The organism is Pseudomonas xionganensis, assembly GCF_009763245.1.
Classification (GTDB): domain Bacteria; phylum Pseudomonadota; class Gammaproteobacteria; order Pseudomonadales; family Pseudomonadaceae; genus Aquipseudomonas; species Aquipseudomonas xionganensis.
In genome coordinates this window covers 424,919-444,684 of the sequence record NZ_WKJZ01000002.1, presented here as the reverse complement: position 1 = coordinate 444,684, position 19,766 = coordinate 424,919, and the positions used below count along the sequence as shown (strand labels likewise).

At 62.6% G+C, this 19,766-nt stretch carries 23 protein-coding genes; 14 read left to right on the top strand and 9 right to left on the bottom strand.

What is annotated here, in order from left to right; translation table 11 throughout:
* The first annotated feature begins 24 nt into the window (after positions 1-24).
* From GJV18_RS14675 to GJV18_RS14665, 3 genes are all read left to right on the top strand, one after another.
* A complete protein-coding gene (locus tag GJV18_RS14675; RefSeq protein ID WP_160346874.1) occupies positions 25-2,022 on the top strand; it encodes a peptidase U32 family protein in 1,998 nt (665 codons plus the stop codon).
* Between the two features lie 307 nt (positions 2,023-2,329).
* Positions 2,330-2,581, top strand: coding sequence for a type II toxin-antitoxin system Phd/YefM family antitoxin (locus tag GJV18_RS14670; protein WP_160346872.1), 252 nt, complete (start codon positions 2,330-2,332; stop codon positions 2,579-2,581).
* Entirely contained in the window at positions 2,578-2,832 is a 255-nt protein-coding gene (locus GJV18_RS14665; protein WP_160346870.1) for a Txe/YoeB family addiction module toxin, read from the top strand. The genes GJV18_RS14670 and GJV18_RS14665 overlap by 4 nt, the downstream gene beginning before the upstream one ends.
* Positions 2,833-2,847: 15 nt before the next feature.
* On the opposite strand, the gene GJV18_RS14660 is transcribed toward GJV18_RS14665, so the two are convergent.
* From GJV18_RS14660 to yaaA, 5 genes are all read right to left on the bottom strand, one after another.
* Positions 2,848-3,822, bottom strand: coding sequence for a hypothetical protein (locus GJV18_RS14660; RefSeq protein ID WP_160346868.1), 975 nt, complete (start codon positions 3,820-3,822; stop codon positions 2,848-2,850).
* Between the two features lie 114 nt (positions 3,823-3,936).
* Positions 3,937-4,308: a hypothetical protein gene (locus GJV18_RS14655; RefSeq protein ID WP_160346866.1), complete on the bottom strand. Its 372-nt coding sequence runs from the start codon at positions 4,306-4,308 to the stop codon at positions 3,937-3,939.
* A gap of 18 nt (positions 4,309-4,326) precedes the next feature.
* A complete protein-coding gene (locus GJV18_RS14650) occupies positions 4,327-5,160 on the bottom strand; it encodes an SDR family oxidoreductase (protein WP_160346864.1) in 834 nt (277 codons plus the stop codon).
* A gap of 154 nt (positions 5,161-5,314) precedes the next feature.
* Positions 5,315-5,779: a multidrug transporter gene (locus GJV18_RS14645; protein WP_160346862.1), complete on the bottom strand. Its 465-nt coding sequence runs from the start codon at positions 5,777-5,779 to the stop codon at positions 5,315-5,317.
* Between the two features lie 3 nt (positions 5,780-5,782).
* Positions 5,783-6,562, bottom strand: coding sequence for a peroxide stress protein YaaA (yaaA, locus tag GJV18_RS14640; protein ID WP_160346860.1), 780 nt, complete (start codon positions 6,560-6,562; stop codon positions 5,783-5,785).
* Positions 6,563-6,703: 141 nt separating this feature from the next.
* Between yaaA and dmeF the strand changes: the two genes are divergently transcribed.
* From dmeF to moaE, 5 genes are all read left to right on the top strand, one after another.
* Positions 6,704-7,672, top strand: coding sequence for a CDF family Co(II)/Ni(II) efflux transporter DmeF (dmeF, locus tag GJV18_RS14635; RefSeq protein WP_160346859.1), 969 nt, complete (start codon positions 6,704-6,706; stop codon positions 7,670-7,672).
* Between the two features lie 299 nt (positions 7,673-7,971).
* Positions 7,972-9,363 carry a PhoH family protein gene (locus GJV18_RS14630; RefSeq protein WP_160346857.1) on the top strand — a complete coding sequence of 464 codons (1,392 nt, stop codon included), beginning with the start codon at positions 7,972-7,974 and terminating at the stop codon, positions 9,361-9,363.
* Between the two features lie 148 nt (positions 9,364-9,511).
* Positions 9,512-9,988 carry a cyclic pyranopterin monophosphate synthase MoaC gene (gene moaC / locus GJV18_RS14625; RefSeq protein WP_160346855.1) on the top strand — a complete coding sequence of 159 codons (477 nt, stop codon included), beginning with the start codon at positions 9,512-9,514 and terminating at the stop codon, positions 9,986-9,988.
* On the top strand, positions 9,985-10,227 hold the full coding sequence (locus GJV18_RS14620; RefSeq protein WP_160346853.1) for a MoaD/ThiS family protein: 243 nt from the start codon (positions 9,985-9,987) through the stop codon (positions 10,225-10,227). Before moaC ends, GJV18_RS14620 begins: the two co-directional genes overlap by 4 nt.
* Positions 10,228-10,229: 2 nt before the next feature.
* Positions 10,230-10,688 carry a molybdopterin synthase catalytic subunit MoaE gene (gene moaE, locus GJV18_RS14615; protein ID WP_160346851.1) on the top strand — a complete coding sequence of 153 codons (459 nt, stop codon included), beginning with the start codon at positions 10,230-10,232 and terminating at the stop codon, positions 10,686-10,688.
* A gap of 227 nt (positions 10,689-10,915) precedes the next feature.
* On the opposite strand, the gene GJV18_RS14610 is transcribed toward moaE, so the two are convergent.
* Together GJV18_RS14610 and upp are read right to left on the bottom strand one after the other, a co-directional pair.
* On the bottom strand, positions 10,916-12,181 hold the full coding sequence (locus GJV18_RS14610; RefSeq protein WP_160346849.1) for a uracil-xanthine permease family protein: 1,266 nt from the start codon (positions 12,179-12,181) through the stop codon (positions 10,916-10,918).
* Between the two features lies 1 nt (position 12,182).
* Positions 12,183-12,821: a uracil phosphoribosyltransferase gene (upp, locus tag GJV18_RS14605; RefSeq protein ID WP_160346847.1), complete on the bottom strand. Its 639-nt coding sequence runs from the start codon at positions 12,819-12,821 to the stop codon at positions 12,183-12,185.
* Between the two features lie 248 nt (positions 12,822-13,069).
* On the opposite strand from upp, the gene GJV18_RS14600 reads away from it, so the two are divergent.
* Entirely contained in the window at positions 13,070-13,627 is a 558-nt protein-coding gene (locus GJV18_RS14600) for a hypoxanthine-guanine phosphoribosyltransferase (RefSeq protein WP_160346845.1), read from the top strand.
* Between the two features lie 140 nt (positions 13,628-13,767).
* Here GJV18_RS14600 and dauA read toward each other — a convergent pair whose 3' ends face one another.
* Positions 13,768-15,477: a C4-dicarboxylic acid transporter DauA gene (gene dauA / locus GJV18_RS14595; protein ID WP_160346843.1), complete on the bottom strand. Its 1,710-nt coding sequence runs from the start codon at positions 15,475-15,477 to the stop codon at positions 13,768-13,770.
* A gap of 181 nt (positions 15,478-15,658) precedes the next feature.
* Here dauA and GJV18_RS14590 point away from each other — a divergent pair, with 181 nt between their 5' ends.
* The 3 genes from GJV18_RS14590 (at position 15,659) to GJV18_RS14580 (ending at position 18,158) form a co-directional block, all read left to right on the top strand.
* Positions 15,659-15,946, top strand: a complete 288-nt coding sequence (locus GJV18_RS14590) for a PA4642 family protein (RefSeq protein ID WP_160346841.1) — start codon at positions 15,659-15,661, stop codon at positions 15,944-15,946.
* Positions 15,947-16,259: 313 nt separating this feature from the next.
* Positions 16,260-16,853 (top strand): TetR/AcrR family transcriptional regulator, encoded by a 594-nt coding sequence (locus GJV18_RS14585; RefSeq protein ID WP_178113457.1) that lies wholly within the window; start codon positions 16,260-16,262, stop codon positions 16,851-16,853.
* A gap of 195 nt (positions 16,854-17,048) precedes the next feature.
* Positions 17,049-18,158, top strand: a complete 1,110-nt coding sequence (locus GJV18_RS14580; protein ID WP_160346839.1) for an NADH:flavin oxidoreductase — start codon at positions 17,049-17,051, stop codon at positions 18,156-18,158.
* Between the two features lie 133 nt (positions 18,159-18,291).
* Here GJV18_RS14580 and GJV18_RS14575 read toward each other — a convergent pair whose 3' ends face one another.
* Complete coding sequence (locus GJV18_RS14575) at positions 18,292-18,738, bottom strand: PAS domain-containing protein (RefSeq protein ID WP_160346838.1); 447 nt, start codon at positions 18,736-18,738, stop codon at positions 18,292-18,294.
* A gap of 107 nt (positions 18,739-18,845) precedes the next feature.
* Between GJV18_RS14575 and GJV18_RS14570 the strand changes: the two genes are divergently transcribed.
* Both GJV18_RS14570 and GJV18_RS14565 read left to right on the top strand, forming a co-directional pair.
* The gene (locus GJV18_RS14570; protein ID WP_160346836.1) at positions 18,846-19,298 is read left to right on the top strand and encodes a flavodoxin; all 453 of its coding nucleotides are present in this window, start codon (positions 18,846-18,848) and stop codon (positions 19,296-19,298) included.
* Complete coding sequence (locus GJV18_RS14565; protein WP_160346834.1) at positions 19,298-19,765, top strand: cupin domain-containing protein; 468 nt, start codon at positions 19,298-19,300, stop codon at positions 19,763-19,765. Before GJV18_RS14570 ends, GJV18_RS14565 begins: the two co-directional genes overlap by 1 nt.
* The last annotated feature ends 1 nt before the right edge of the window (position 19,766 follow it).

The following is a 19,766-nucleotide window of genomic DNA, read 5'->3' as shown; positions in this document are numbered from 1 at the left end:
GATTGACTGCCCGATAGCGAAACCATGTCCCTGCCCAAGCACCACCTTGAACTCCTGAGCCCGGCGCGCGATACCGCGATTGCCAAGGAAGCCATCCTGCACGGCGCCGATGCGGTGTATATCGGCGGGCCGGGCTTCGGGGCGCGGCACAATGCCAGCAACAGCGTGGCGGACATTGCCGAGCTGGTGCAGTTTGCCCACCTGTTCCATGCACGGGTGTTTGTCACCCTCAACACCATCCTGCATGAGGATGAGCTGGAACCGGCGCGGCAGATGATCTGGCAGCTGTACGAGGCCGGCGTCGATGCGCTGATCGTGCAGGACATGGGCGTGATGGAAATGGACATTCCGCCCATCGAGATCCACGCCAGCACCCAGTGCGATATCCGCACTCTAGAAAAGGCCCGCTTCCTCGATAACGCCGGCTTCTCCCAGCTGGTGCTTGCCCGCGAGCTGAACCTGCAAGAGATCAACAACATCTGTCGCAACGTCGATTCGGCGGTCGAGTTCTTTATCCACGGCGCGCTCTGTGTGGCGTTTTCCGGGCAGTGCAATATCTCCCATGCGCAGACCGGGCGCAGCGCCAACCGCGGCGACTGCTCACAAGCCTGCCGCTTGCCTTACACCCTCAAGGACGATCAGGGCCGGGTGGTGGCGTTTGACAAGCACCTGCTGTCGATGAAGGACAACAACCAGACCGACAACCTGATCCATCTGGTCGATGCCGGCGTGCGCTCGTTCAAGATCGAGGGGCGCTACAAGGACATGAGCTACGTGAAGAACATCACCGCGCACTATCGCCGCGAGCTGGATGCCATTCTCGAACAGCGACCGCACCTGGCCCGCGCGTCCAGCGGCCGTACCGAGCACTTCTTCACCCCCGATACCGACAAGACCTTCCACCGTGGCAGCACCGATTATTTTGTCACCGACCGCAAGGTGGATATCGGCGCGTTCGATTCGCCAACCTTTACCGGGCTGGCGGTGGGCTATATCGAGAAAGTGAACAAACGCGATCTGATCGCCGTGACCGACACGCCGCTGGCCAACGGCGATGGCCTCAACGTGCTGATCAAGCGTGAAGTGGTGGGCTTTCGCGCCAATATCGCCGAGCTTAAAGGCGAGTTCGAGGAAGACGGCGAGAAGCGCTACCGCTACCGCGTCGAACCCAACGAAATGCCCGAGGCCATGCACCGCGTGCGCCCGCAGCACCCGCTCAACCGCAACCTCGACCATAACTGGCAGCAGGCCCTGCTCAAGACCTCATCCGAGCGGCGCATCGCGGTCAGCTGGCAGTTGGTCGTGCAGGGCGATCAGTTGAATCTGAGCGTCACCAGCGCGGACGGCAGCAGCGTAAGCGTCAGTCTGGCCGGGCCGTTCGCCGCCGCCAAGGATGCCGAGCAGGCCCGCGAGCAGCTGGCCGATGGCTTGAGCAAGCTGGGCACCACCATCTACTACAGCACCGGCGTGCAGATCGAGTGCGAGGTCGTGCCCTTTATCCCCGGTTCACAACTCAAGGCCCTGCGCCGCGAAGCCATCGAGGCCCTGACCCAGGCCCGCGTCGCTGCTCACCCGCGTGGCGGGCGCAAGCCGGTCAGCGTGCCGCCGCCGGTGTACCCGGAATCGCACCTGACCTTCCTCGCCAACGTCTACAACGACAAGGCCCGCACCTTCTACAAGCGTTATGGCGTGCAACTGATCGACGCCGCCTACGAGGCCCACGAAGAGTCCGGCGAAGTGCCGGTGATGATCACCAAGCACTGCCTGCGCTTCTCCTTCAACCTCTGCCCGAAACAGGCCAAGGGCGTCACCGGCGTGCGCACTAAGGTGTCGGACATGCAGCTGATCCACCAGGACGAAGTGCTGACCCTGAAGTTCGACTGCAAACCCTGCGAGATGCATATCATCGGCAAGATGAAGGGTCATATCCTCCATCAGCCGCAACCCGGCAGCGCGGCGAGCCAGGGCGGCGCGGTGGGCTATATCAGCCCGGAAGATCTGCTTAAGACCATCAAGCGCTAGTGTGCAGCGGCAGCCGTAGGATGGGTTGAGCGTAGCGATACCCATCAGGTTATCCGCCAAGGCGACGGACAGTGTTGAGCGCCCGATTGTCGATGGGTATCGCGTTGCTCAACCCATCCTACGGGCTTAAGCGAGGTAGCCCGGATGCAATCCGGGACGATTTGTCGATTCGCAACCGTTTCCCGGATTTTATCCGGGCTACGCCAGGCACCTGCTTGCAACTGCCAGCTCCGAAAACCAAGAAAACCCTAGACAGGTTACGAGCTATATATGTACGGTATCGCGTACAGATATAGAGGGTGTTTCAATGGATGCCATCAGCTACACCACAGTGCGCGCCAATCTGGCTCAGACCATGGATCGCGTATGCGAAGATCATGAGCCGTTGATCATCACCCGCAACCGGCAGCAGTCGGTGGTGATGATCTCGCTTGAGGATTACAAGGCCTTGGAGGAAACCGCCTACCTGCTGCGTGCGCCGAAGAATGCCAGGCGCCTGCTGGAGGCCATCGCCAGCCTGGAAAGCGGCCAAGGCCAGGAGCGGAGCCTGGTGGAATGAGGCTGATCTTCGCCGAGCAGGCCTGGGAGGATTACCTCCATTGGCAGGACAGCGACAAGAAGATCCTTAAGCGCATTAACGCCCTGATCAAGGAAACGGCGCGCAGCCCCTTTGCCGGCATCGGCAAGCCGGAGGCGCTCAAGCACGCTCTGGCCGGCTATTGGTCACGCCGTATCAACGACGAGCATCGGATGGTTTATCGGGTGGAGGGCGATGCGCTGTTGATTGCGCAGCTGCGTTATCACTATTAAGTAAGCGAGCGTGGGTTAGCCGAGGCAAAGGTGCTCAGGATTGATGTCATCGGGTACTTTTGTTTTGTACTGTTGAGCGTCAACGCCTTGGGGCCAGTCAGTGTCTGCAGTTGCAACGAGGGTGTCGGGGAAAAGATAGGCCTCAACAACTTCGCCATCCCTGACCATCAATACGCGCAAGTCAAATGAGCAGTCCTGGTTCACGTATCTCTCCGCGAGATCGCGTTGTATAGCTATTGGGTCGAAATCAAATGGATCGTCGCCCTCAAGGTATACCCTTACGCGTGTATGAAAGGGCTGTTTCTGGCCTAGAAGAGGCAATCCATGTAGCGGCGCAAGCTCATCAAGTGCATGGCGCAGTATCTTTTCCCGAGACTCATTGAGATGCCAAGTCCCATCGACATACTTGAGGACACTCAGGATGCTTACAACGAGTGTTCTTAGCTGGGAAGAACTAATGTCAACCATCGATTCAACTACGCCAGTCTTTGAACGAGCTACTCGAATTGCGCCGTCTGCCGAAATGAAGTTCTTGTTATGAATGATCGTTCCGCGAAGTGGTATGAGGGCACTGTAGAGAGCTATGAGGCGTTCTTTTAGCCAGGGGCGGGCTTCAATCTCTTGCGGAAAGACCGAAGAGCCATCAAGTTTTTTCCGTTTTTGATCAAAGCGGAACGTAGACACTATCCCATTTTCCTCAAGGACCCACTCGATGAACATGTCGAGTAACTTGAAGGACGAAACGAAGATAAGAGGTGCGCCTACGTTCAGAAAGTGGGGCCGCCAATCACCGATGACCGCGTTGATTTGCCCATAACTAAAGAAGTCTGGTTTTGATTTTTCGAGCGGGTACACCACGGAGTCAGGCCAGGATGGAAACAACTTCTGCTCAACAACTTCGTACACGGCTTCGAGGAGCCAAAGCTCATATTCCGTGCGCTCAGCAAGCCTATTTAGCGATCCTGTGCTAAATGTCGGATGTGGGGTCATGATGTGGAAATCTATCGACTATAAAGGAAGTTGGATGAGGTTCTTCAGTAGCTTGCTAGTGGTCAGTCGTGCACAGTATCACTGCCCATTTTTGCCTTCTATGGCGCATATTTCTTACTTCCTGCGAGCAAATACCAGCCAGGCCATTAGGGGATAGCAGAAATAGTGCAGGCCGAAGATCAGCAGGCCCATGGGGCTGGGCTCATCTTGCAGCGCCATCATCGCCAATAAACCCAGATAGAGCAGGGCCAGGATGCCGCCATAGAGCGCCAGCAGGCGGCGTCGTTCGCCCTGTTGGGGGCGGCGCTGGTGGCGCCAGACGAACCACAGGGCCATGCCGCCGGCCACCGTGGTGGCGATCAGCAGGGTGGTCAGCGGGCCACCGAGCTTGACCAGGCTGCGCAGCAGCAGATTCAGCACGACCACCGCAATAACGCCGCCGATGGCCAGGTGGGTAACCGGGACGCTGGCGTTGGGCTGATTCATGGGCGGCGCTCCGGTTAGTCAGGCCAGGCTGCGATCCAGGCCAAAGCGTTTTCTCAACACCCGCTCCAGCAGTCCCTTGGGCAGCAAAGCCGCCAGCAGCGGCATGCTGCGGCTGCCATTGCCCAGGCGCAGCAGCCTGGGGCGTTTCTTGCGCTGCACGGCGGCCAGGAGCTGGGCGGCGAACTGGTTGACCGGGGTGGGGTTGTCCTGGGAGGCGTTGGCGCGGGCGCGGATACCCTCGCGGATCGGCCACCAGGGCGAGGCTTCGTCGATCAGCTGCTCGGCCTGCTGGCTGGCATTGGCGCCGAAGCTGGAGGCAATGGCGCCGGGTTGTACTTCCATCACATCGATAGAGAAGGGCGCCAGCTCCAGGCGCAGGGCGTCGGTCAGGGCATGCACGGCGGCCTTGGAGGCGCAGTAGGCACCGGCAAACGGGGTGACCAGTACGCCGGAGACGCTGCCGATATTCACTACCAGCCCCTTGTTCTGACGCAATAGTGGAAAGCAGGCACGGGTGACGCCAATCAGCGAGAACACATTGGTTTCAAATTGCCGACGCATGGCCTCGACACCGCCATCGAGCAGCGGGCCCATGGCGCCGTAGCCGGCGTTGTTGATCAGCACGTCGAGGCCGCCGATTTCGCTTTTCAGGCGTTCGGCCAGCCGGCCCAGGGCCAGGCCATCGTTGACGTCCAGCTCGACCGCATGGAAACCGGCGGCGCTCAGGGCCTCGACATCGGCCGCTTTGCGCGCCGTGGCCCAGACCTGATAACCGGCCTGCTGGAACGCCTCGGCCAGGGCGCGGCCAATGCCGCTGGAACATCCGGTGATCAGTACGCTGGGTTGGGTCATGCGGTGATCCTTGTTGTTATAGCTATTGGATTTATGAAAAACGTAGGCGAGGCAGGCAAGACAAGGCGAAAACAGGCGAGGAAGCGGAGTTTACTGCTGTAAATGAGCATTCCGAGCCTGTTTTCAACGCAGTATTGCCAACGCAGGTAGTTTTTCAACGGCTGAAGGTGCCCTGCAGGCGCTCGGCGCGAAACTCCAGGGTACTGGCGCGATAACCGCTGCGCAGGGTCGGCAGGGGCAAACAGCTCTGCCAGTGGGCGCCGGGCAGCAACTCGCTGGGACCGCTGTAGCGTGGCGACTCGTACAGGCGTTCGGCCAGGTTGGTGCTGTCGCCTGGGCGGTAGGCGGCGATCTGCCAGCGCAGCTCCAGCAGGGCGGCGCTGCTGCCGTTGGTCAGGTTCAAGGCCAGAGGGCGGTCGGCCGGACAGCTGTCCGGGGCGTACTCTAGGCGCAGCTCTAGATGGGCCAGATGACGGTTTTCCCGGCTTTCCTCCCAGAGCACCCAGCTGGCCACCAGCCCCAGGCCGACCAGCGCACCGAGGGAGATGGGCAGGGCCTTGCTCGGGTAGCGAATCAGCAGGACCAGCCAGCTCAGTACCAGGATTGCGCCAATCAGCATCACTCAGGCCTCGGGGTCGTCACGCAGGAACACCAGACTATCAGGCTTGGAGTGCTCGGCCGAATAACGATAGCCCTGGTAGTTGAAGTCCTTGAGGCCAGCCGGGTCGGTCAGGCGCTCCTTGATCACATAGCGGGCCATCAGGCCACGGGCCTTCTTGGCGTAGAAACTGATGATCTTGTACTGGCCGTTCTTCAGGTCCTTGAACTCGGTGTCGATCACCCGGGCGTTCAGCGCCTTGCGTTTGACTGCGCTGAAGTATTCGTTGGAGGCCAGATTAAGCAGCACCTCATCACCCTGGGCAGCCAGGGCTTCGTTGAGCCAGCCGCTGATGCGCTCGCCCCAGAAGTCGTAGAGGTTGTTGCCGCGGGCATTGGCCAGCTTGGTGCCCATTTCCAGGCGATAGGGCTGCATCAGGTCCAGCGGGCGCAGCAGGCCATAGAGGCCGGAGAGCATGCGCAGATGATCCTGGGCAAAGTCGAAGTCGGCTTCGGAAAAATCCTCGGCATTCAGCCCGGTGTACACGTCGCCCTTGAACGCCAGCAGCGCCTGCTTGGCGTTGGAAGGGTTGAAGGGCCGCGCCCAGCTGCCAAAGCGCGCAGCGTTGAGACCGGCGAGCTTGTCCGACAGGTGCATCAGCTCGGCGATCTGTGCCGGGCTGAAGCCCTGCAGCTGCTCGATCAGCGCCTGGGCGTGATCCAGGTGCTCGGGCTGGGTAAAGCGTGGGGTCACCGGCGGGGTGTCGTAATCGAGGGTCTTGGCCGGGGAAATCACCATCAACATAAACTGTGCTCCTTAAAGTATGGGGGCGATTCTAGAAGCACGGGGGCGGGGGAGGCTACCTATGGGGTCGATTGATGCGCTTGACCCGGGGGCGGCCCCGGGGTTGTAGTTTGCCCAGGTACTCGATGCCAAGGAGCTGTTATGACTGCCTGCAACCATTCGCGCTGGGAGCCTTCCCACGATTACCGTCCGCTGGAAACCACCGCCGAGCGTCAGGCCTGGCGTGTGGTGGCGCTGACCGGGGCGACCATGCTGGTGGAGATCAGCGCCGGCTACGCCTTCAACTCCATGGCCCTGCTGGCCGATGGCTGGCATATGGCCTCGCATATGCTCGCCATCGGCCTGACCGCCCTGGCCTATCTGCTGGCGCGCCGCTATGCCAATGATCCGCGTTTTGCCTTCGGCACCTGGAAGATCGAGGTGCTGGCCGGCTTTGCCAGTTCCCTGATGCTGATGGTGGTGGTGGCCATGCTGGCCTTCGAGTCGTTGTGGCGCCTCTGGCAGCCTCAGGTGATTGCCTTCGAGATGGCCTTGTGGGTGGCGGTGATCGGTTTGCTGGTCAACCTGGCGTCGGCCTGGCTGCTGCGCGATCAGCATGGACATCACGGCCATGCTCATGGCGATCACGATCACGATCACGATCACGATCACCCACACCCGACCGCACCCGGCAAGGATCTAAATCGCCATGCCGCCTTTGTCCATGTGCTGGCCGATGCCCTGACCTCGGTGGCGGCCATTGTCGCCCTGCTCGGCGGCCTATGGCTGGGCTGGAGCTGGCTCGACCCGCTGATGGGCGTGATCGGCGCCGTGATCATCGCGGTATGGGCCAAGGGCCTGTTGCTGGAAACCGCCAGGGTGCTGCTGGATCGGGAGATGGACAGCCCCATTGTCGCGCAGGTGCGCACCGCGCTGGCGCAGGAAGCGGACACCGAAGTGGCGGATCTGCATCTGTGGCGGGTGGGGCGCAGCCAGTACGCCTGCATTGTCAGTGTGGTGACCCATGGCGACGCCTCAGCGGATCGCTACAAGGCCCATCTGGCGGGGATTTCGGCGCTGGTGCATGTGACCGTGGAGGTCAACCGCTGTGCTGTTGCGGCAGGCGTCTGAGGCGAATTTTCGAGGGTTTTGCGCCCGGCTGGACTTCCGACTTTAACGGTGGCCGGGCAGGGCGCCAAGGGCTTTTTGTCGCACCGACAAATAAACCTGCAAAGCGGTAAAAAAACGTTTTTCTGTCATCTCTTTTGCGCTAATACAGAAGACAAGACCGCCGAACCCTGCAGACAGGTGGCGGCCATTGGCCCTCACCTTGCTTGTATCTTCTCGGCCCTGCACCGAGAAGTCGGCGGCCCCCTCCGCGGCGCAGCTCGCCCTTGCGCCGCTTGGCTACTAGAAGAAGGTGACCGAGTATGGATGACCACGGACGCGCCAAGCCCACCGCTCCAACCCTGTATGCCCTCGACACCAATGTGCTGATCCACGATCCCAATGCGCTGCTGAATTTTCAGGAGCACCATGTCGCCATCCCGATGACCGTACTGGAGGAACTGGACAAGCTGAAGACCGGCAAACAGGGCGTGGCGGCCGAGTGCCGGCAGGCCATCCGTCTGATCGACAAGATCCTCGGCGGCGCCACCCCGGATGAGGTGGAGCACGGTGTGCCGATCCAGCGCGAGAAGAGCGGCCCCTGCGGTTTCCTCTCGATTCTGATGAGCAAGAGTGCCTCGCCCATCACCTGGCTGCCGGAAGACCTCAACGACAACAAGATCATCAATCAGCTGGTGGAGCTGAAGACCCGTCGTCCTGGCCTGGATGTGGTGCTGGTGACCAAGGACATCAACATGCGCCTAAAGGCGCGGGCCTGCGGCATCGAGTCGGAGGACTACCACACCGACCAGCTGGTGGACGATGTGTCGTTGCTGTCCCAGGGCTACCACGACATGGGCGGCTCCTTCTGGGATCGGGTGAGCAAGGTGGAAACCCGCCAGGATCATGGCCGCACCTGGCACCGCGTGCAGCTCACCGACAACCTGCCGGCGGTGCACGTCAACGAATTCCTGCTGGATGAACAGGGCTTTGTCGGCTGGATCAAGGCGATCAAGGACGACGAGCTGGTGATCCTCGACCTGCACCAGGAGCCGCTGCTGCACCAGGAAGCCTGGGGCCTGCGCCCGCGGGATATCCACCAGGCCCTGGCGCTCTATGCCCTGCTCGACCCGGATATCCACCTGGTCAACCTGTCCGGCGCCGCCGGTTCCGGCAAGACCATCCTGGCCCTGGCTGCGGCCATCGAGCAGACCATGGTCAGCAAGCGCTACCGACGCATCATCGCCACCCGCAGCGTGCAGGGGCTGGATCAGGAAATCGGCTTTCTGCCCGGCACCGAGGCGGAGAAGATGGAACCTTGGCTCGGCGCCATCACCGACAACCTGGAAGCCCTGCATATGGACGATGAAAGTACCCATGGCAGCGTCGACTACATCCTGCAGAAGGTGCCGCTGCAATTTAAATCGCTCAACTACATTCGCGGGCGCAGCTTCCAGCAGAGCCTGATCCTCATCGACGAGTGCCAGAACCTCACCCCGCATCAGATGAAAACCATCATCACCCGCGCCGGCAACGGCTCCAAGGTGGTCTGCCTGGGCAATCTGGCGCAGATCGACACCCCCTACCTGTCGGCGCCCAGTTCGGGCCTGACCTACCTCACCGAACGCTTCAAGGACTTTGCCCACGGCGTGCATATCACCCTGCAGGGCGTGCCGCGCTCTATCCTCGCCGAGTACGCGGAAACCCATATGTAGCAGGCCTCGCAACCCTCTCCCGGATGCGGGAGAGGGACATTGATCAACCAGAGTCCCAACGCCCCGGCTTATGCTCGGGGCATTTTTATGCCTGCCATATCCTGACCTGCGGGTTTACAATCGGGCCATCCCTTTCTGGAGTCAGCCCGTGCTTACCCATCTCGATGCCCAGGGCCATGCCCATATGGTCGATGTCACCGACAAGGCCAATACCTTCCGCGAAGCCAGTGCCGAAGCCCGGGTGCGCATGCGCCCGCAGACCCTGCAGATGATCGTTCAGGGCGAACACCCCAAGGGCGATGTGTTCGCCGTGGCGCGTATCGCCGGTATCCAGGCGGCGAAGAAGACCAGCGATCTGATTCCGCTCTGTCATCCGCTGCTGTTGACCGGGGTCAAGGTCGAACTCAGCGCGCAAGGCGAGGATGCCGTGCATATCCGCGCCACCTGCAAGCTGGCCGGGCAGACCGGGGTGGAAATGGAGGCCCTGACCGCCGCCAGTGTGGCCGCCCTGACCATCTACGACATGTGCAAGGCGGTGGACCGCGCCATGGTCATCGAGCAGGTGCGCCTGCTGGAGAAACTCGGCGGCAAGAGCGGCCACTACAAGCTGGAGGACGAGGCATGATCCGCGTGCAGTATTTCGCCCGTTATCGCGAGGCCCTGGGCCTGGATGGCGAGCAGTTGAACGGCGAATTCGCCAGCCTCGATGAGCTGCGCCAGCACCTGCTGGGCCGTGGTGGGGTGTGGGATGTGCTGGCCGAGCAGAACCTGATGTGTGCACGCAATCAGGAGCTCTGCAGCCTCGACGAGCCCTTGCAGGCCGGCGATGAAGTGGCGTTTTTTCCAACAGTAACAGGCGGTTAAAGATGGGCATTCGTGTGCAGTCCGCGCCCTTTGATCCGGGCCTGGCCCTTAATGCCCTGCATGCCGCCAACTTAGGCATCGGTGCGGTGGTCAGCTTTGTCGGCTATGTGCGCGACTTCAATGAAGGCCGCGAGGTGGGCGGCATGTTTCTCGAACACTTCCCCGGCATGACCGAGAAATCCCTAGGCAAGATCGCCGAGGAGGCGGCCCAGCGCTGGCCGCTGCTGAATATCGAGATCATCCACCGGGTCGGTCGTCTGGAGCCGGGCGAGCCCATCGTCTTTGTCGGCACCAGCAGCGCCCATCGCCAGGCCGCCTTCGATGCCTGCATCTTCATCATGGATTACCTGAAAACCCGCGCACCCTTCTGGAAAAAGGAAGACACCGCCGACGGCCCGCGCTGGGTTGACGGCCGTTGCAGCGACCAGGCCGCCGCCGAACGCTGGCAGGACAAGGGCTAAGCCGTCAGGCTTTTGAGCGCGGGGCTTAGAAGGCTCCGTCGTTCGGGCGCCGCGCTATCGCGCAACAAACTCTGTAGGAGCCAGCTTGCTGGCGATGCTTCTGATCTGCCGGGATCGCCAGCAAGCTGGCTCCTACAAGGCATTGCTGCATGCAACAGACCCTAGACACAGCCATAAAAAATGCCGCCTGAGGTCACCCCCAGGCGGCATTTTTGTTGCCGGACGGCTTAACCCTGTTCGGTGTCCAGGTTGCGGTTGCTCCAGCCCTTGCCGCCGGGCAGCAGCAGGTTGAGCAGGATGGCGACGATGCCGCACAGGGAGATGCCCTTGAGGCTGACGTCGCCGGCGCCGATCACCATGCCGCCGATGCCGAACACCAGGGTTACCGCGACAATCACCAGGTTGCGTGCCTCGGACAGGTCCACCTGATGGCGGATCAGGGTATTCAGGCCCACCACCGCGATGGAGCCGAACAGCAGGCAGAGAATACCGCCCATCACCGGCACCGGGATGCTCTGCAGTATCGCCCCGAACTTGCCGATAAAGGCCAGCACAATGGCGATCAGCGCCGCCCAGAGCATGACCTTGGGGTTGAAATTCTTGGTCAGCATCACCGCCCCGGTGACTTCCGAGTAGGTGGTGTTGGGCGGCCCGCCGAGCAGGCCTGCGGCCGAGGTGGCCAGGCCGTCGCCGAGCAGGGTGCGGTGCAGGCCCGGCTGTTTCAGGTAGTTCTTGCCGGTCACCGTGCCAATCGCCAGTACATCGCCGATATGCTCGATGGCCGGGGCGATGGCCACCGGCAGGATAAACAGGATGGCGCCCCAGTGCAGTTCCGGGGCGACGAAGTTGGGCACCGCCAGCCAGGGCGCTGCGCTCACTGCGCTGAAATCCACCACGCCGAAGAAGATGGCCAGGCCATAGCCCACGGCGATGCCGCAGAGAATCGGCACCAGGCGGAAGATGCCGCGGCCGATCACCGCCACGATCAGGGTGGTGATCAGGGCTGGCAGGGAGATCATCAGTGCCACGTCGCCGGGCACCAGCTGCACGCTGGCGTCACCGGCCTTGCCCATGGCCATATTGGCCGCCACCGGGGCCAGGCCCAGGCCGATCGCCATGATCACCGGGCCGATCACCACCGGCGGCAGCAGGCGGTCGATAAAACCGGTGCCCTTGAGCTTCACCGCGCCGGCCAGAAGCATATAGGCAAAGCCGGCGGCGACCAGGCCGCCGAGGGTGGCGGGCAGGCCGAAGTCGGCCTTGGCCGCCATGATCGGGGCGATAAAGGCAAAGCTGGAGGCGAGAAACACCGGCACCTGGTTCTTGGTCACCAGGTGGAAGATCAGGGTGCCGATACCGGCGGTGAACAGCGCCACGTTCGGGTCCATGCCGGTGATCAGCGGCATCAGCACCAGGGCGCCGAAGGCCACGAAGAGCATCTGCGAACCGGCCAGGGCCTGGCGCCAGGTGGCGTCCTGCATATGGTCCTGCATATCAGGCTTCCTTCTGTTTGGTGCCGAAGATCTTGTCCCCAGCATCGCCCAGGCCGGGAATGATGTAGCCGTGCTCGTTCAGGCGCTGGTCGATGGAGGCGGTGAAAATGGTCACGTCCGGGTGGGCGTCGTTGACCACCTTGATGCCTTCGGGGGCGGCGACCAGAACCATGGCGCGGATTTCCTTGCAGCCGGCCTTTTTCAGCAGGTCGATAGTGGCGACCATGGAGCCGCCAGTGGCCAGCATGGGGTCGATGATCAGGGCCAGGCGCTCGTCGATTTCCGGGGCGAGCTTTTCCAGATAAGTGTGGGCCTGCAGGGTTTCCTCGTTGCGCGCCACGCCCACGGCACTGACCTTGGCCCCGGGGATCAGGCTGAGCACACCGTCGAGCATGCCGATACCGGCGCGCAGGATCGGTACCACGGTGATCTTCTTGCCGGCGATCTTCTCCACTTGCACGGTGCCGGCCCAGCCCTGGATTTCGTAGTTTTCCAGAGGCAGGTCCTGGGTCGCTTCATAGGTCAGCAGGGCGCCAACCTCCTGGGCCAGTTCGCGAAAGTTTTTCGTGCTGATATCGGCACGGCGCATCAGGCCGAGCTTGTGGCGGATCAGCGGGTGGCGGATCTCATGGACGGGCATGGGGCGTCTCCAGCGGTGGGCGTCAAAAATCGCGTTAGAGTAAAGCATTGGCCATGCCAATAAACCTCTGTGCGCGTGGAGATTGGCAAATTTAGCGGCTAAATTTCCTCCGCTGGCAGACTTTTCTGCACTTTGTCCGCCAGGGGTTGCTCCGCGCCCTGCGGATGCGTACCTTTGCCGGCTTTTATTTTGACGCATCGATCAGGTTTGCTGGTTTGTGCGCAGCCGCTCATCCAGGAGAACACAGCATGTCCGTCGATCTCGCGCATATCCGCCAAGTCATGGCCGAAGCCGATTGCCTGTACACCGAAGCCCAGGTGGAGGCTGCCATCGACCAGCTCGCCGAGGTGATCAATGGCCAGCTGGCCGAGAGCAACCCGGTGGTGTTCTGCGTGATGAACGGCGGTTTGATCTTCTCCGGCAAGCTGCTGCCCAAGCTCAACTTCCCTCTGGAGCTGTCCTACCTGCACGCCACCCGCTACCGCAACGAAACCAGCGGCGGCGAGCTGTTCTGGAAGGCCAAGCCGGAAATCTCCTTTATCGATCGTGATGTGCTGATCATCGATGACATCCTCGATGAGGGGCACACCCTGGGCGCCATCATCGACTTCTGCCGCCATGCCGGTGCCCGTGCCGTGCATACCGCCGTGCTGATCGACAAGGACCATGACCGCAAGGCCCGCCCGGACCTGAAGGCGGATTTTGTCGGCCTGCCCTGCATCGACCGTTATATCTTCGGCTACGGCATGGACTACAAGGGCTACTGGCGCAACGCGCCGGGCATCTACGCGGTCAAGGGGCTGTAAGCGTTCTGAACGTTGGGGTGGATGGGCCTTAGACCTGTCCACCGCACTAGCCTCTGGTGGATAAGCTTCGCGTTATCCACCCTACGGATTACCGGCCTGTGCAGGGTGGAAAACCGCGTAGCGTTTTCCACCAGGACGCATCAGGGCCCCAGCCAGCGCAGGGCCTTTTCCCGGGCCTGCTGCAAGTCGCGCACATAGGCCAGCTCGCCGTCGCGGCGCTGGATGCCGGCGCGGCGTAGTTGCAGGCGCACCTGGGGCGTCGGCCCGCTCAGAATCAGCCCCACGCCCTGCTCGCGGTAGTCGCGCAGCACATTGTCCAGGGCCGCCAGGGCGGTCATGTCCAGCAGCGGTACGGCGCTGATATCGACGATCACCACCCTTACCCCCGGGGTAAAGCGGCGCAGTACGCTCAGGGCTTTTTCCGCCGCGCCGAAAAACAGCGGGCCACGGATGGCGTAGGCCAGCACATGCTCGGGCAGATCCGCCAGGGCCTGGTGAAAGCCCTTGGTCAGCGGCTCGGTATCGGTCAGGTCGCTCATGCGCTTGATAAACAGGCCGGCGGCCAGCAGCAGGCCGACGCCCACCGCCAGCACCATATCGAACAGCACGGTCAGGACCAGGCAGGTCAGCAGCACCAGCACATCGCTGCGCGGGGCGATGCGCAGGGTGTGGCCCACATGCCGCACCTCGCTCATGTTCCAGGCCACCATCAGCAGCAGGGCGGCCAGGGCGGCCATGGGCAGGTAGCTGAACAGCGGGGCGAGAAACAGAATGGCGATCAACACCACGCCGGCATGGATGATCGCCGCCAGGGGCGAGAAGGCCCCGGCGCGCACATTGGCCGCGGTACGGGCGATGGCGGCGGTGGCGGTGATGCCGGCGAAGAAGGGCGCCAGCAGATTGCCGATGCCCTGGCCGAGCAGTTCGGCATTGGGGTCGTGCTTGCTGCCGGTCATGCCATCGGCCACCACCGCGCACAGCAGCGATTCGATGGCGCCGAGCATGGCGATGGCGAAAGCCGGGGCGAGCAGCTGGCGCAACAATTCGAAGCTCAGCAGCAACGGCTGACCATCGGGCCCCGGCAGCTGCCAGGGCAGCAGCGGGCTGGGCAGAAAGGGCGGGATGCCGGGATGCTCGATGCCGTCCAGGCTGTAGCTGAAACGCTCGCCCAGGGTCGCCACCGGCACACCGCCGGCCTCCAGCAACAGCGCGAGCAGGGCGCCGACGGCCAGTGCTGCCAGATGCCCGGGCACTTTCGGCACCCAGCGCGGCCAGATCAGCAGCACCGCCAGGCACACCAGGGCCACCAGGCAGTCCCCCGGTTGCAGGCTGGGCAGGGCCTGCCACAGGGCGCTCCAGTGCTGCAGATAGTGGGCGGGCTGGCTGCTCAGGCTCAGGCCGAGCAGGTCCTTGAGCTGCAGGGTGGCGATGACGATGCCGATGCCGGCGGTAAAGCCCAGGGTCACCGGGTAGGGAACAAACTCGATCAGGCGTCCGGCGCGCATCAGCCCCAGGCAGATCAGGATCAGTCCGGCTAGCAGGGTGCACAGCAGCAGGCCGCCCAGGCCGAATTGCTGGGTGATCGGCAGCAGAATCACCACAAAGGCCGCCGTGGGGCCGGACACGTTAAAGCGCGAGCCGCCACACAGGGCGATCAGGCTGCCGGCCACCAGCACCGTATACAGTCCGTGCTGCGGCGCCACGCCCACGGCTATCGCCAGGGCCATGGCCAGGGGAATGGCAATAATGCCCACCGTCAGCCCGGCCGTCAGGTCGCCGCGCAGGCGCTGCCAGGTAAAGCCGGCGCGCAGGCTTTGCCGCCAGGCGGCGAACAGTGGGGGTAGGGGCATGGCGACTCCAGGCTGGATGCCTTGAGTATAGAGCGGCCCGCGCCGCCCTGGACTGGACCTAAGTCGCCTGGGGCAGGCCCCCGGGCCGTGCTACAAGACAGGGTTGTACGGCATGCGTTGAGCCCCGGGGTGGCCAGGGGTAAACTGCCGGCCCCACCGAGCCCGCAAGCTGGAGTAGATGATGCGCAAAGACAAGAAACAGGTGATTGGCGAAGAGATCAGCGACGAGTCGATCAAGCTGTTCCTGGCCGTGGAGCCGGCCGACGACACCCCGCCGTCCCTGCACAAGCTGGTCAAGGCCTACCGTGGCCTGCGCATCGACGACTTCGAGCGGTTTGTCGGCTTCTTCAAGGCCGCCGGCTATGACCTGAATACCAAGGACGCCAAAGGCAACGACTTTATCGCCCTGATCCAGGATCAGCGCTTTGCCGAGCCCTATATCGACGTGATCAAGGCCGCCCGCGGCTGATTGGCGCTCTTTATCGCGGGCATGATCGTTCCCATGCTCTGCGTGGGAACGCAGCTCGGTAGGCTGGACATGGCGAAGCCATGTCCAGCAGCGCGCTCTGGGGTGGTGGACAAACCTTCGGTATGTCCACCCTACGACTTCGTTTCCTTGCCTGCTTTTGCCTCTGATGGTTCCCACGCTGGAGCGTAGGAACCATCATTGAGCCGCGAGTTGATCGCGGCCAAGCCTCTCTAAACCTGCTCCACTTCTTATCGATAATCACCCAGATCAATAGTGCTGGGCGGGGGAGACGACCGGTCATATCCTGCCCGGCATGAACTCCAGTATCCGACTCGACAAGCGTGACCTGATCCTCGCCAAAGGCGCCGAGGTAATGACCCGGCGTGGTTATCACGGTGCCGGTGTGCAGGAGATCGTGCAGGCGGCGGGGGTGCCCAAGGGCTCCTTCTACCACTACTTCGCCAGCAAGGAAGACTTCGCCCTGCAGGCCCTGCAGCAGGTCTACCAGCCGCGCCTGGCCCGCTATGCCGAGGCACTGGGCAATCCTGCACTGAGTCCGCGCGAGCGCATCCTCGCCTATTACGGCGAGCTGGTGCAGCACTTCGCCCGCCAGGAGCGCCTGGAATACCACTGCTTTATCGGCAGCCTGAGCTTCGAGATGGCCGAGCTGTCGCCGGCCCTGGGGGTCGAGGTGGACGCCATCCTGCAGCGCTCGGCGGATATCCTCCAGGCCTGCCTGGAGCAGGCCCAGGCCGCCGGCGAGCTGCCGGCGCATGAGGACTGCCGCAACCTGGCCGGTTTTATCGCCAACGCCTGGCAGGGCGCCCTGACCCGGCTCAAGGTGGCCAGCAATACCCGCGTACTCGATGACTTTATCCAGCGTCTGCAGCTGTTGCTGCGGGCCTGATTTTTTAAAACACCAGAACCTGTTCAAAGCCTAGCGAGCTAGAGCCAGGCAAGGCGAAAACGGGCGAAGAAGCGCAGTTTACTGAAGTAAATGAGCATTCTGAGCCCGGTTTCAACGCAGCATGGCCGACGCGCAGCAGGCTTTGCTCAGGTTCTTAACGAGACGACCGGTCAACTTACCGGCAGAGGAATGACGATGAGCGATCCTGTAAAAGCCCTGTTCCAGCCTTTCAACCTGGGCACCCTGGAATTGCCGACCCGTGTGGTGATGGCGCCCATGACCCGTTCCTTCTCCCCGGGTGGCGTACCCAACAGCAAGGTGGTCGAGTACTACCGTCGCCGCGCCGCCGCTGGCGTTGGCCTGATCGTCACCGAAGGCACCACCGTCGGCCACAAGGCCAGCAACGGTTACCCCAATGTGCCGCGCTTCTACGGTGAAGATGCCCTGGCTGGCTGGAAGAAGGTGGTCGAGGCAGTGCACGCCGAAGGCGGCAAGATCGTTCCGCAGCTGTGGCACGTGGGCAATGTGCGCAAGCTGGGCACCGAGCCGGACGCCAGCGTGCCGGGCTACGGCCCGAGCGAGAAGGTCAAGGACGGCAATGTGGTGGTCCATGGCATGACCCAGGACGACATCAAGGAGGTCATCGCCGCCTTCGCCCAGGCCGCCAAGGATGCCCAGGCCATCGGCATGGACGGTGTGGAAATCCACGGCGCCCATGGCTACCTGATCGACCAGTTCTTCTGGGAAGGCAGCAACAAGCGCACCGACGAATACGGTGGCGACCTGGCAAGCCGTTCGCGCTTTGCCATCGAGCTGATCCAGGCCGTGCGCGCCGCCGTTGGCCCGGACTTCCCGATCATCTTCCGCTTTTCCCAGTGGAAGCAGCAGGATTACAGCGCCCGCCTGGTGCAGACCCCGGAAGAGCTGGGGGCCTTCCTCAAGCCGCTGTCCGATGCCGGTGTGGATATCTTCCACTGCTCGACCCGCCGCTTCTGGGAGCCGGAGTTCGAGGGCTCGGACCTCAACCTGGCCGGCTGGACCCGCCAGCTCACCGGCAAGCCCACCATCACCGTCGGCAGCGTCGGCCTGGATGGCGAGTTCCTGCAGTTTATGGTCAACACCGACAAGGTGGCCGAGCCGGCCAGCCTGGAGAACCTGCTGGAGCGTCTGAACAAGCAGGAGTTCGATCTGGTGGCCGTGGGCCGCGCCCTGCTGGTGGACCCGGACTGGGCGGTGAAGGTGCGCGACGGCCGCGAGCAGGACATCCTGCCCTTTAGCCGCGAAGCCCTGACGACCCTGGTCTGATCCCCGCGTTTCCAGGCGCGCCGCAAAACGGCGCGCCTTCCCTCAGGCCCCGGCACATCGGGGCTTTTTTTCGTGTGGGCGAAGTTTGTTGCCACTCGTGGTATTACTTTTATCCCTCATAGCTAATCGCCAACTAGGATTTGAGCGCCGCCAGCTCGGCCTTGAGGGCGGCCACCTCGGCTTCCAGCTCCTTGACCCGCTCCTGGGCCTCGACCTGTTCGGTGACGTTCTTCTGAATGCCGATGTAGTAGGTCAGCTGGTCGGCATCGTTGACCACCGGGGTGATCGACAGTTCGTTCCAGAACGGGCTGCCATCCTTGCGGTAGTTGCGGATGATCTGCCGGCACGGGCGATGAGCCTTGACCGCCTCGCGGATGGCGGCCAGGCCCGGCTGGTCGCGGTCGCCGGCCTGGAGGAAGCGGCAATCCTGATAGAGGATGTCTTCGCTGGCATAGCCAGTGAGCTTTTCAAAGGCCGGGTTGGCATAGATAAGGATGTTGTCGTCGCCTTCCTGTTCGGCCACGACGATGCCGTCGTTGGAGGCGTTGATCACCAGTTGCAGCAGTTTGGCACTGATCATGAGCAAGTTTCCCGGTCTATGTCCGCTGCATTCTAAAACATCCGGGCTGCCTGTCCACTTGCGGCATAATGCCGAGCCTGTGTGATTTCTGTTTTGGGAGCAGTTTTATGAAAGTTGCCATCCTGTCCGGCTCGGTTTATGGCACGGCCGAGGAAGTGGCTCGGCACGCCGAGCGCCTGTTGAACGCCGCCGGTCATCAGGCCTGGCATCAGCCCCGGGCCACCCTGGAGGCGCTGCAGGCCTTCGCCCCCGAAGCCTTTTTGACCGTGACCTCGACCACTGGCATGGGTGAGCTGCCGGATAATCTGCAGCCGCTGTACTACGCCATCCGCGATCATCTGCCGGCCTGGAGCGGCCTGCCTGGCGGGGTGATCGCCCTGGGCGACTCCAGCTATGGCGATACCTTCTGCGCCGGCGGCGAGCAGGTGCGCGAACTCTATGCCGAGCTCGGGATAGTCGAGGTGCTGCCGATGCTGCGCCTGGATGCCAGCGAAAGCGTCACCCCGGAGAGCGATGCCGAGCCCTGGCTGGCCGATTTCACGCAGGCGCTGAACGGCTGATGCATCCGCGCGCGCAAGAGCTGATCGAGGCGCTGCAGCTTGAGGCCCACCCCGAGGGTGGCTACTACCGCCGCCTGTATCAGTCGTCCGCGCACCTGGAAGGCGGCCGGCCCTGTGCCACGGCTATCGTCTTTCTGTTGCCGGCGGGGCAGGTCAGCCGTTGGCATCGGATTGACGCCGATGAGCTCTGGCATTTCTACGAGGGCGCGCCTTTGCAGTTGCTGGTGGCCGAGCAGCCCGATGCGCTACGCACCCCGCGTCTGGGCCCGGTGGCGCTGGGCCAGTTGCCGCAGCAGCTGGTGCCGGCCCAGGCCTGGCAGGCCGCGCGCAGCACCGGGGCCTTCAGTCTGGTGGGCTGTTCGGTGAGTCCAGGCTTCGATTTCGCCGGCTTTAGCCTGCTGGCCGATGATGCCCAGGCGCAACGTGACTGGCCCATGCTGGCGCAGCTGTATCCCGAGCTGCTTTGAC

Excerpts from the sequence above, each read along its gene's own strand:
- GJV18_RS14650 (WP_160346864.1), bottom strand. The coding sequence starts at position 5,160 with ATGACCCAACCCAGCGTACTGATCACCGGATGTTCCAGCGGCATTGGC.
- moaE (WP_160346851.1), top strand. The coding sequence starts at position 10,230 with ATGGGCATTCGTGTGCAGTCCGCGCCCTTTGATCCGGGCCTGGCCCTT.
- GJV18_RS14610 (WP_160346849.1), bottom strand. The coding sequence starts at position 12,181 with ATGCAGGACCATATGCAGGACGCCACCTGGCGCCAGGCCCTGGCCGGT.
- dauA (WP_160346843.1), bottom strand. The coding sequence starts at position 15,477 with ATGCCCCTACCCCCACTGTTCGCCGCCTGGCGGCAAAGCCTGCGCGCC.
- GJV18_RS14580 (WP_160346839.1), top strand. The coding sequence starts at position 17,049 with ATGAGCGATCCTGTAAAAGCCCTGTTCCAGCCTTTCAACCTGGGCACC.
- GJV18_RS14655 (WP_160346866.1), bottom strand. The coding sequence starts at position 4,308 with ATGAATCAGCCCAACGCCAGCGTCCCGGTTACCCACCTGGCCATCGGC.
- dmeF (WP_160346859.1), top strand. The coding sequence starts at position 6,704 with ATGACTGCCTGCAACCATTCGCGCTGGGAGCCTTCCCACGATTACCGT.
- GJV18_RS14590 (WP_160346841.1), top strand. The coding sequence starts at position 15,659 with ATGCGCAAAGACAAGAAACAGGTGATTGGCGAAGAGATCAGCGACGAG.
- GJV18_RS14660 (WP_160346868.1), bottom strand. The coding sequence starts at position 3,822 with ATGACCCCACATCCGACATTTAGCACAGGATCGCTAAATAGGCTTGCT.
- GJV18_RS14670 (WP_160346872.1), top strand. The coding sequence starts at position 2,330 with ATGGATGCCATCAGCTACACCACAGTGCGCGCCAATCTGGCTCAGACC.
- GJV18_RS14575 (WP_160346838.1), bottom strand. The coding sequence starts at position 18,738 with ATGATCAGTGCCAAACTGCTGCAACTGGTGATCAACGCCTCCAACGAC.
- GJV18_RS14620 (WP_160346853.1), top strand. The coding sequence starts at position 9,985 with ATGATCCGCGTGCAGTATTTCGCCCGTTATCGCGAGGCCCTGGGCCTG.
- GJV18_RS14565 (WP_160346834.1), top strand. The coding sequence starts at position 19,298 with ATGCATCCGCGCGCGCAAGAGCTGATCGAGGCGCTGCAGCTTGAGGCC.
- GJV18_RS14645 (WP_160346862.1), bottom strand. The coding sequence starts at position 5,779 with ATGCTGATTGGCGCAATCCTGGTACTGAGCTGGCTGGTCCTGCTGATT.
- GJV18_RS14675 (WP_160346874.1), top strand. The coding sequence starts at position 25 with ATGTCCCTGCCCAAGCACCACCTTGAACTCCTGAGCCCGGCGCGCGAT.
- GJV18_RS14570 (WP_160346836.1), top strand. The coding sequence starts at position 18,846 with ATGAAAGTTGCCATCCTGTCCGGCTCGGTTTATGGCACGGCCGAGGAA.
- GJV18_RS14585 (WP_178113457.1), top strand. The coding sequence starts at position 16,260 with ATGAACTCCAGTATCCGACTCGACAAGCGTGACCTGATCCTCGCCAAA.
- GJV18_RS14600 (WP_160346845.1), top strand. The coding sequence starts at position 13,070 with ATGTCCGTCGATCTCGCGCATATCCGCCAAGTCATGGCCGAAGCCGAT.
- GJV18_RS14665 (WP_160346870.1), top strand. The coding sequence starts at position 2,578 with ATGAGGCTGATCTTCGCCGAGCAGGCCTGGGAGGATTACCTCCATTGG.
- GJV18_RS14630 (WP_160346857.1), top strand. The coding sequence starts at position 7,972 with ATGGATGACCACGGACGCGCCAAGCCCACCGCTCCAACCCTGTATGCC.
- upp (WP_160346847.1), bottom strand. The coding sequence starts at position 12,821 with ATGCCCGTCCATGAGATCCGCCACCCGCTGATCCGCCACAAGCTCGGC.
- yaaA (WP_160346860.1), bottom strand. The coding sequence starts at position 6,562 with ATGTTGATGGTGATTTCCCCGGCCAAGACCCTCGATTACGACACCCCG.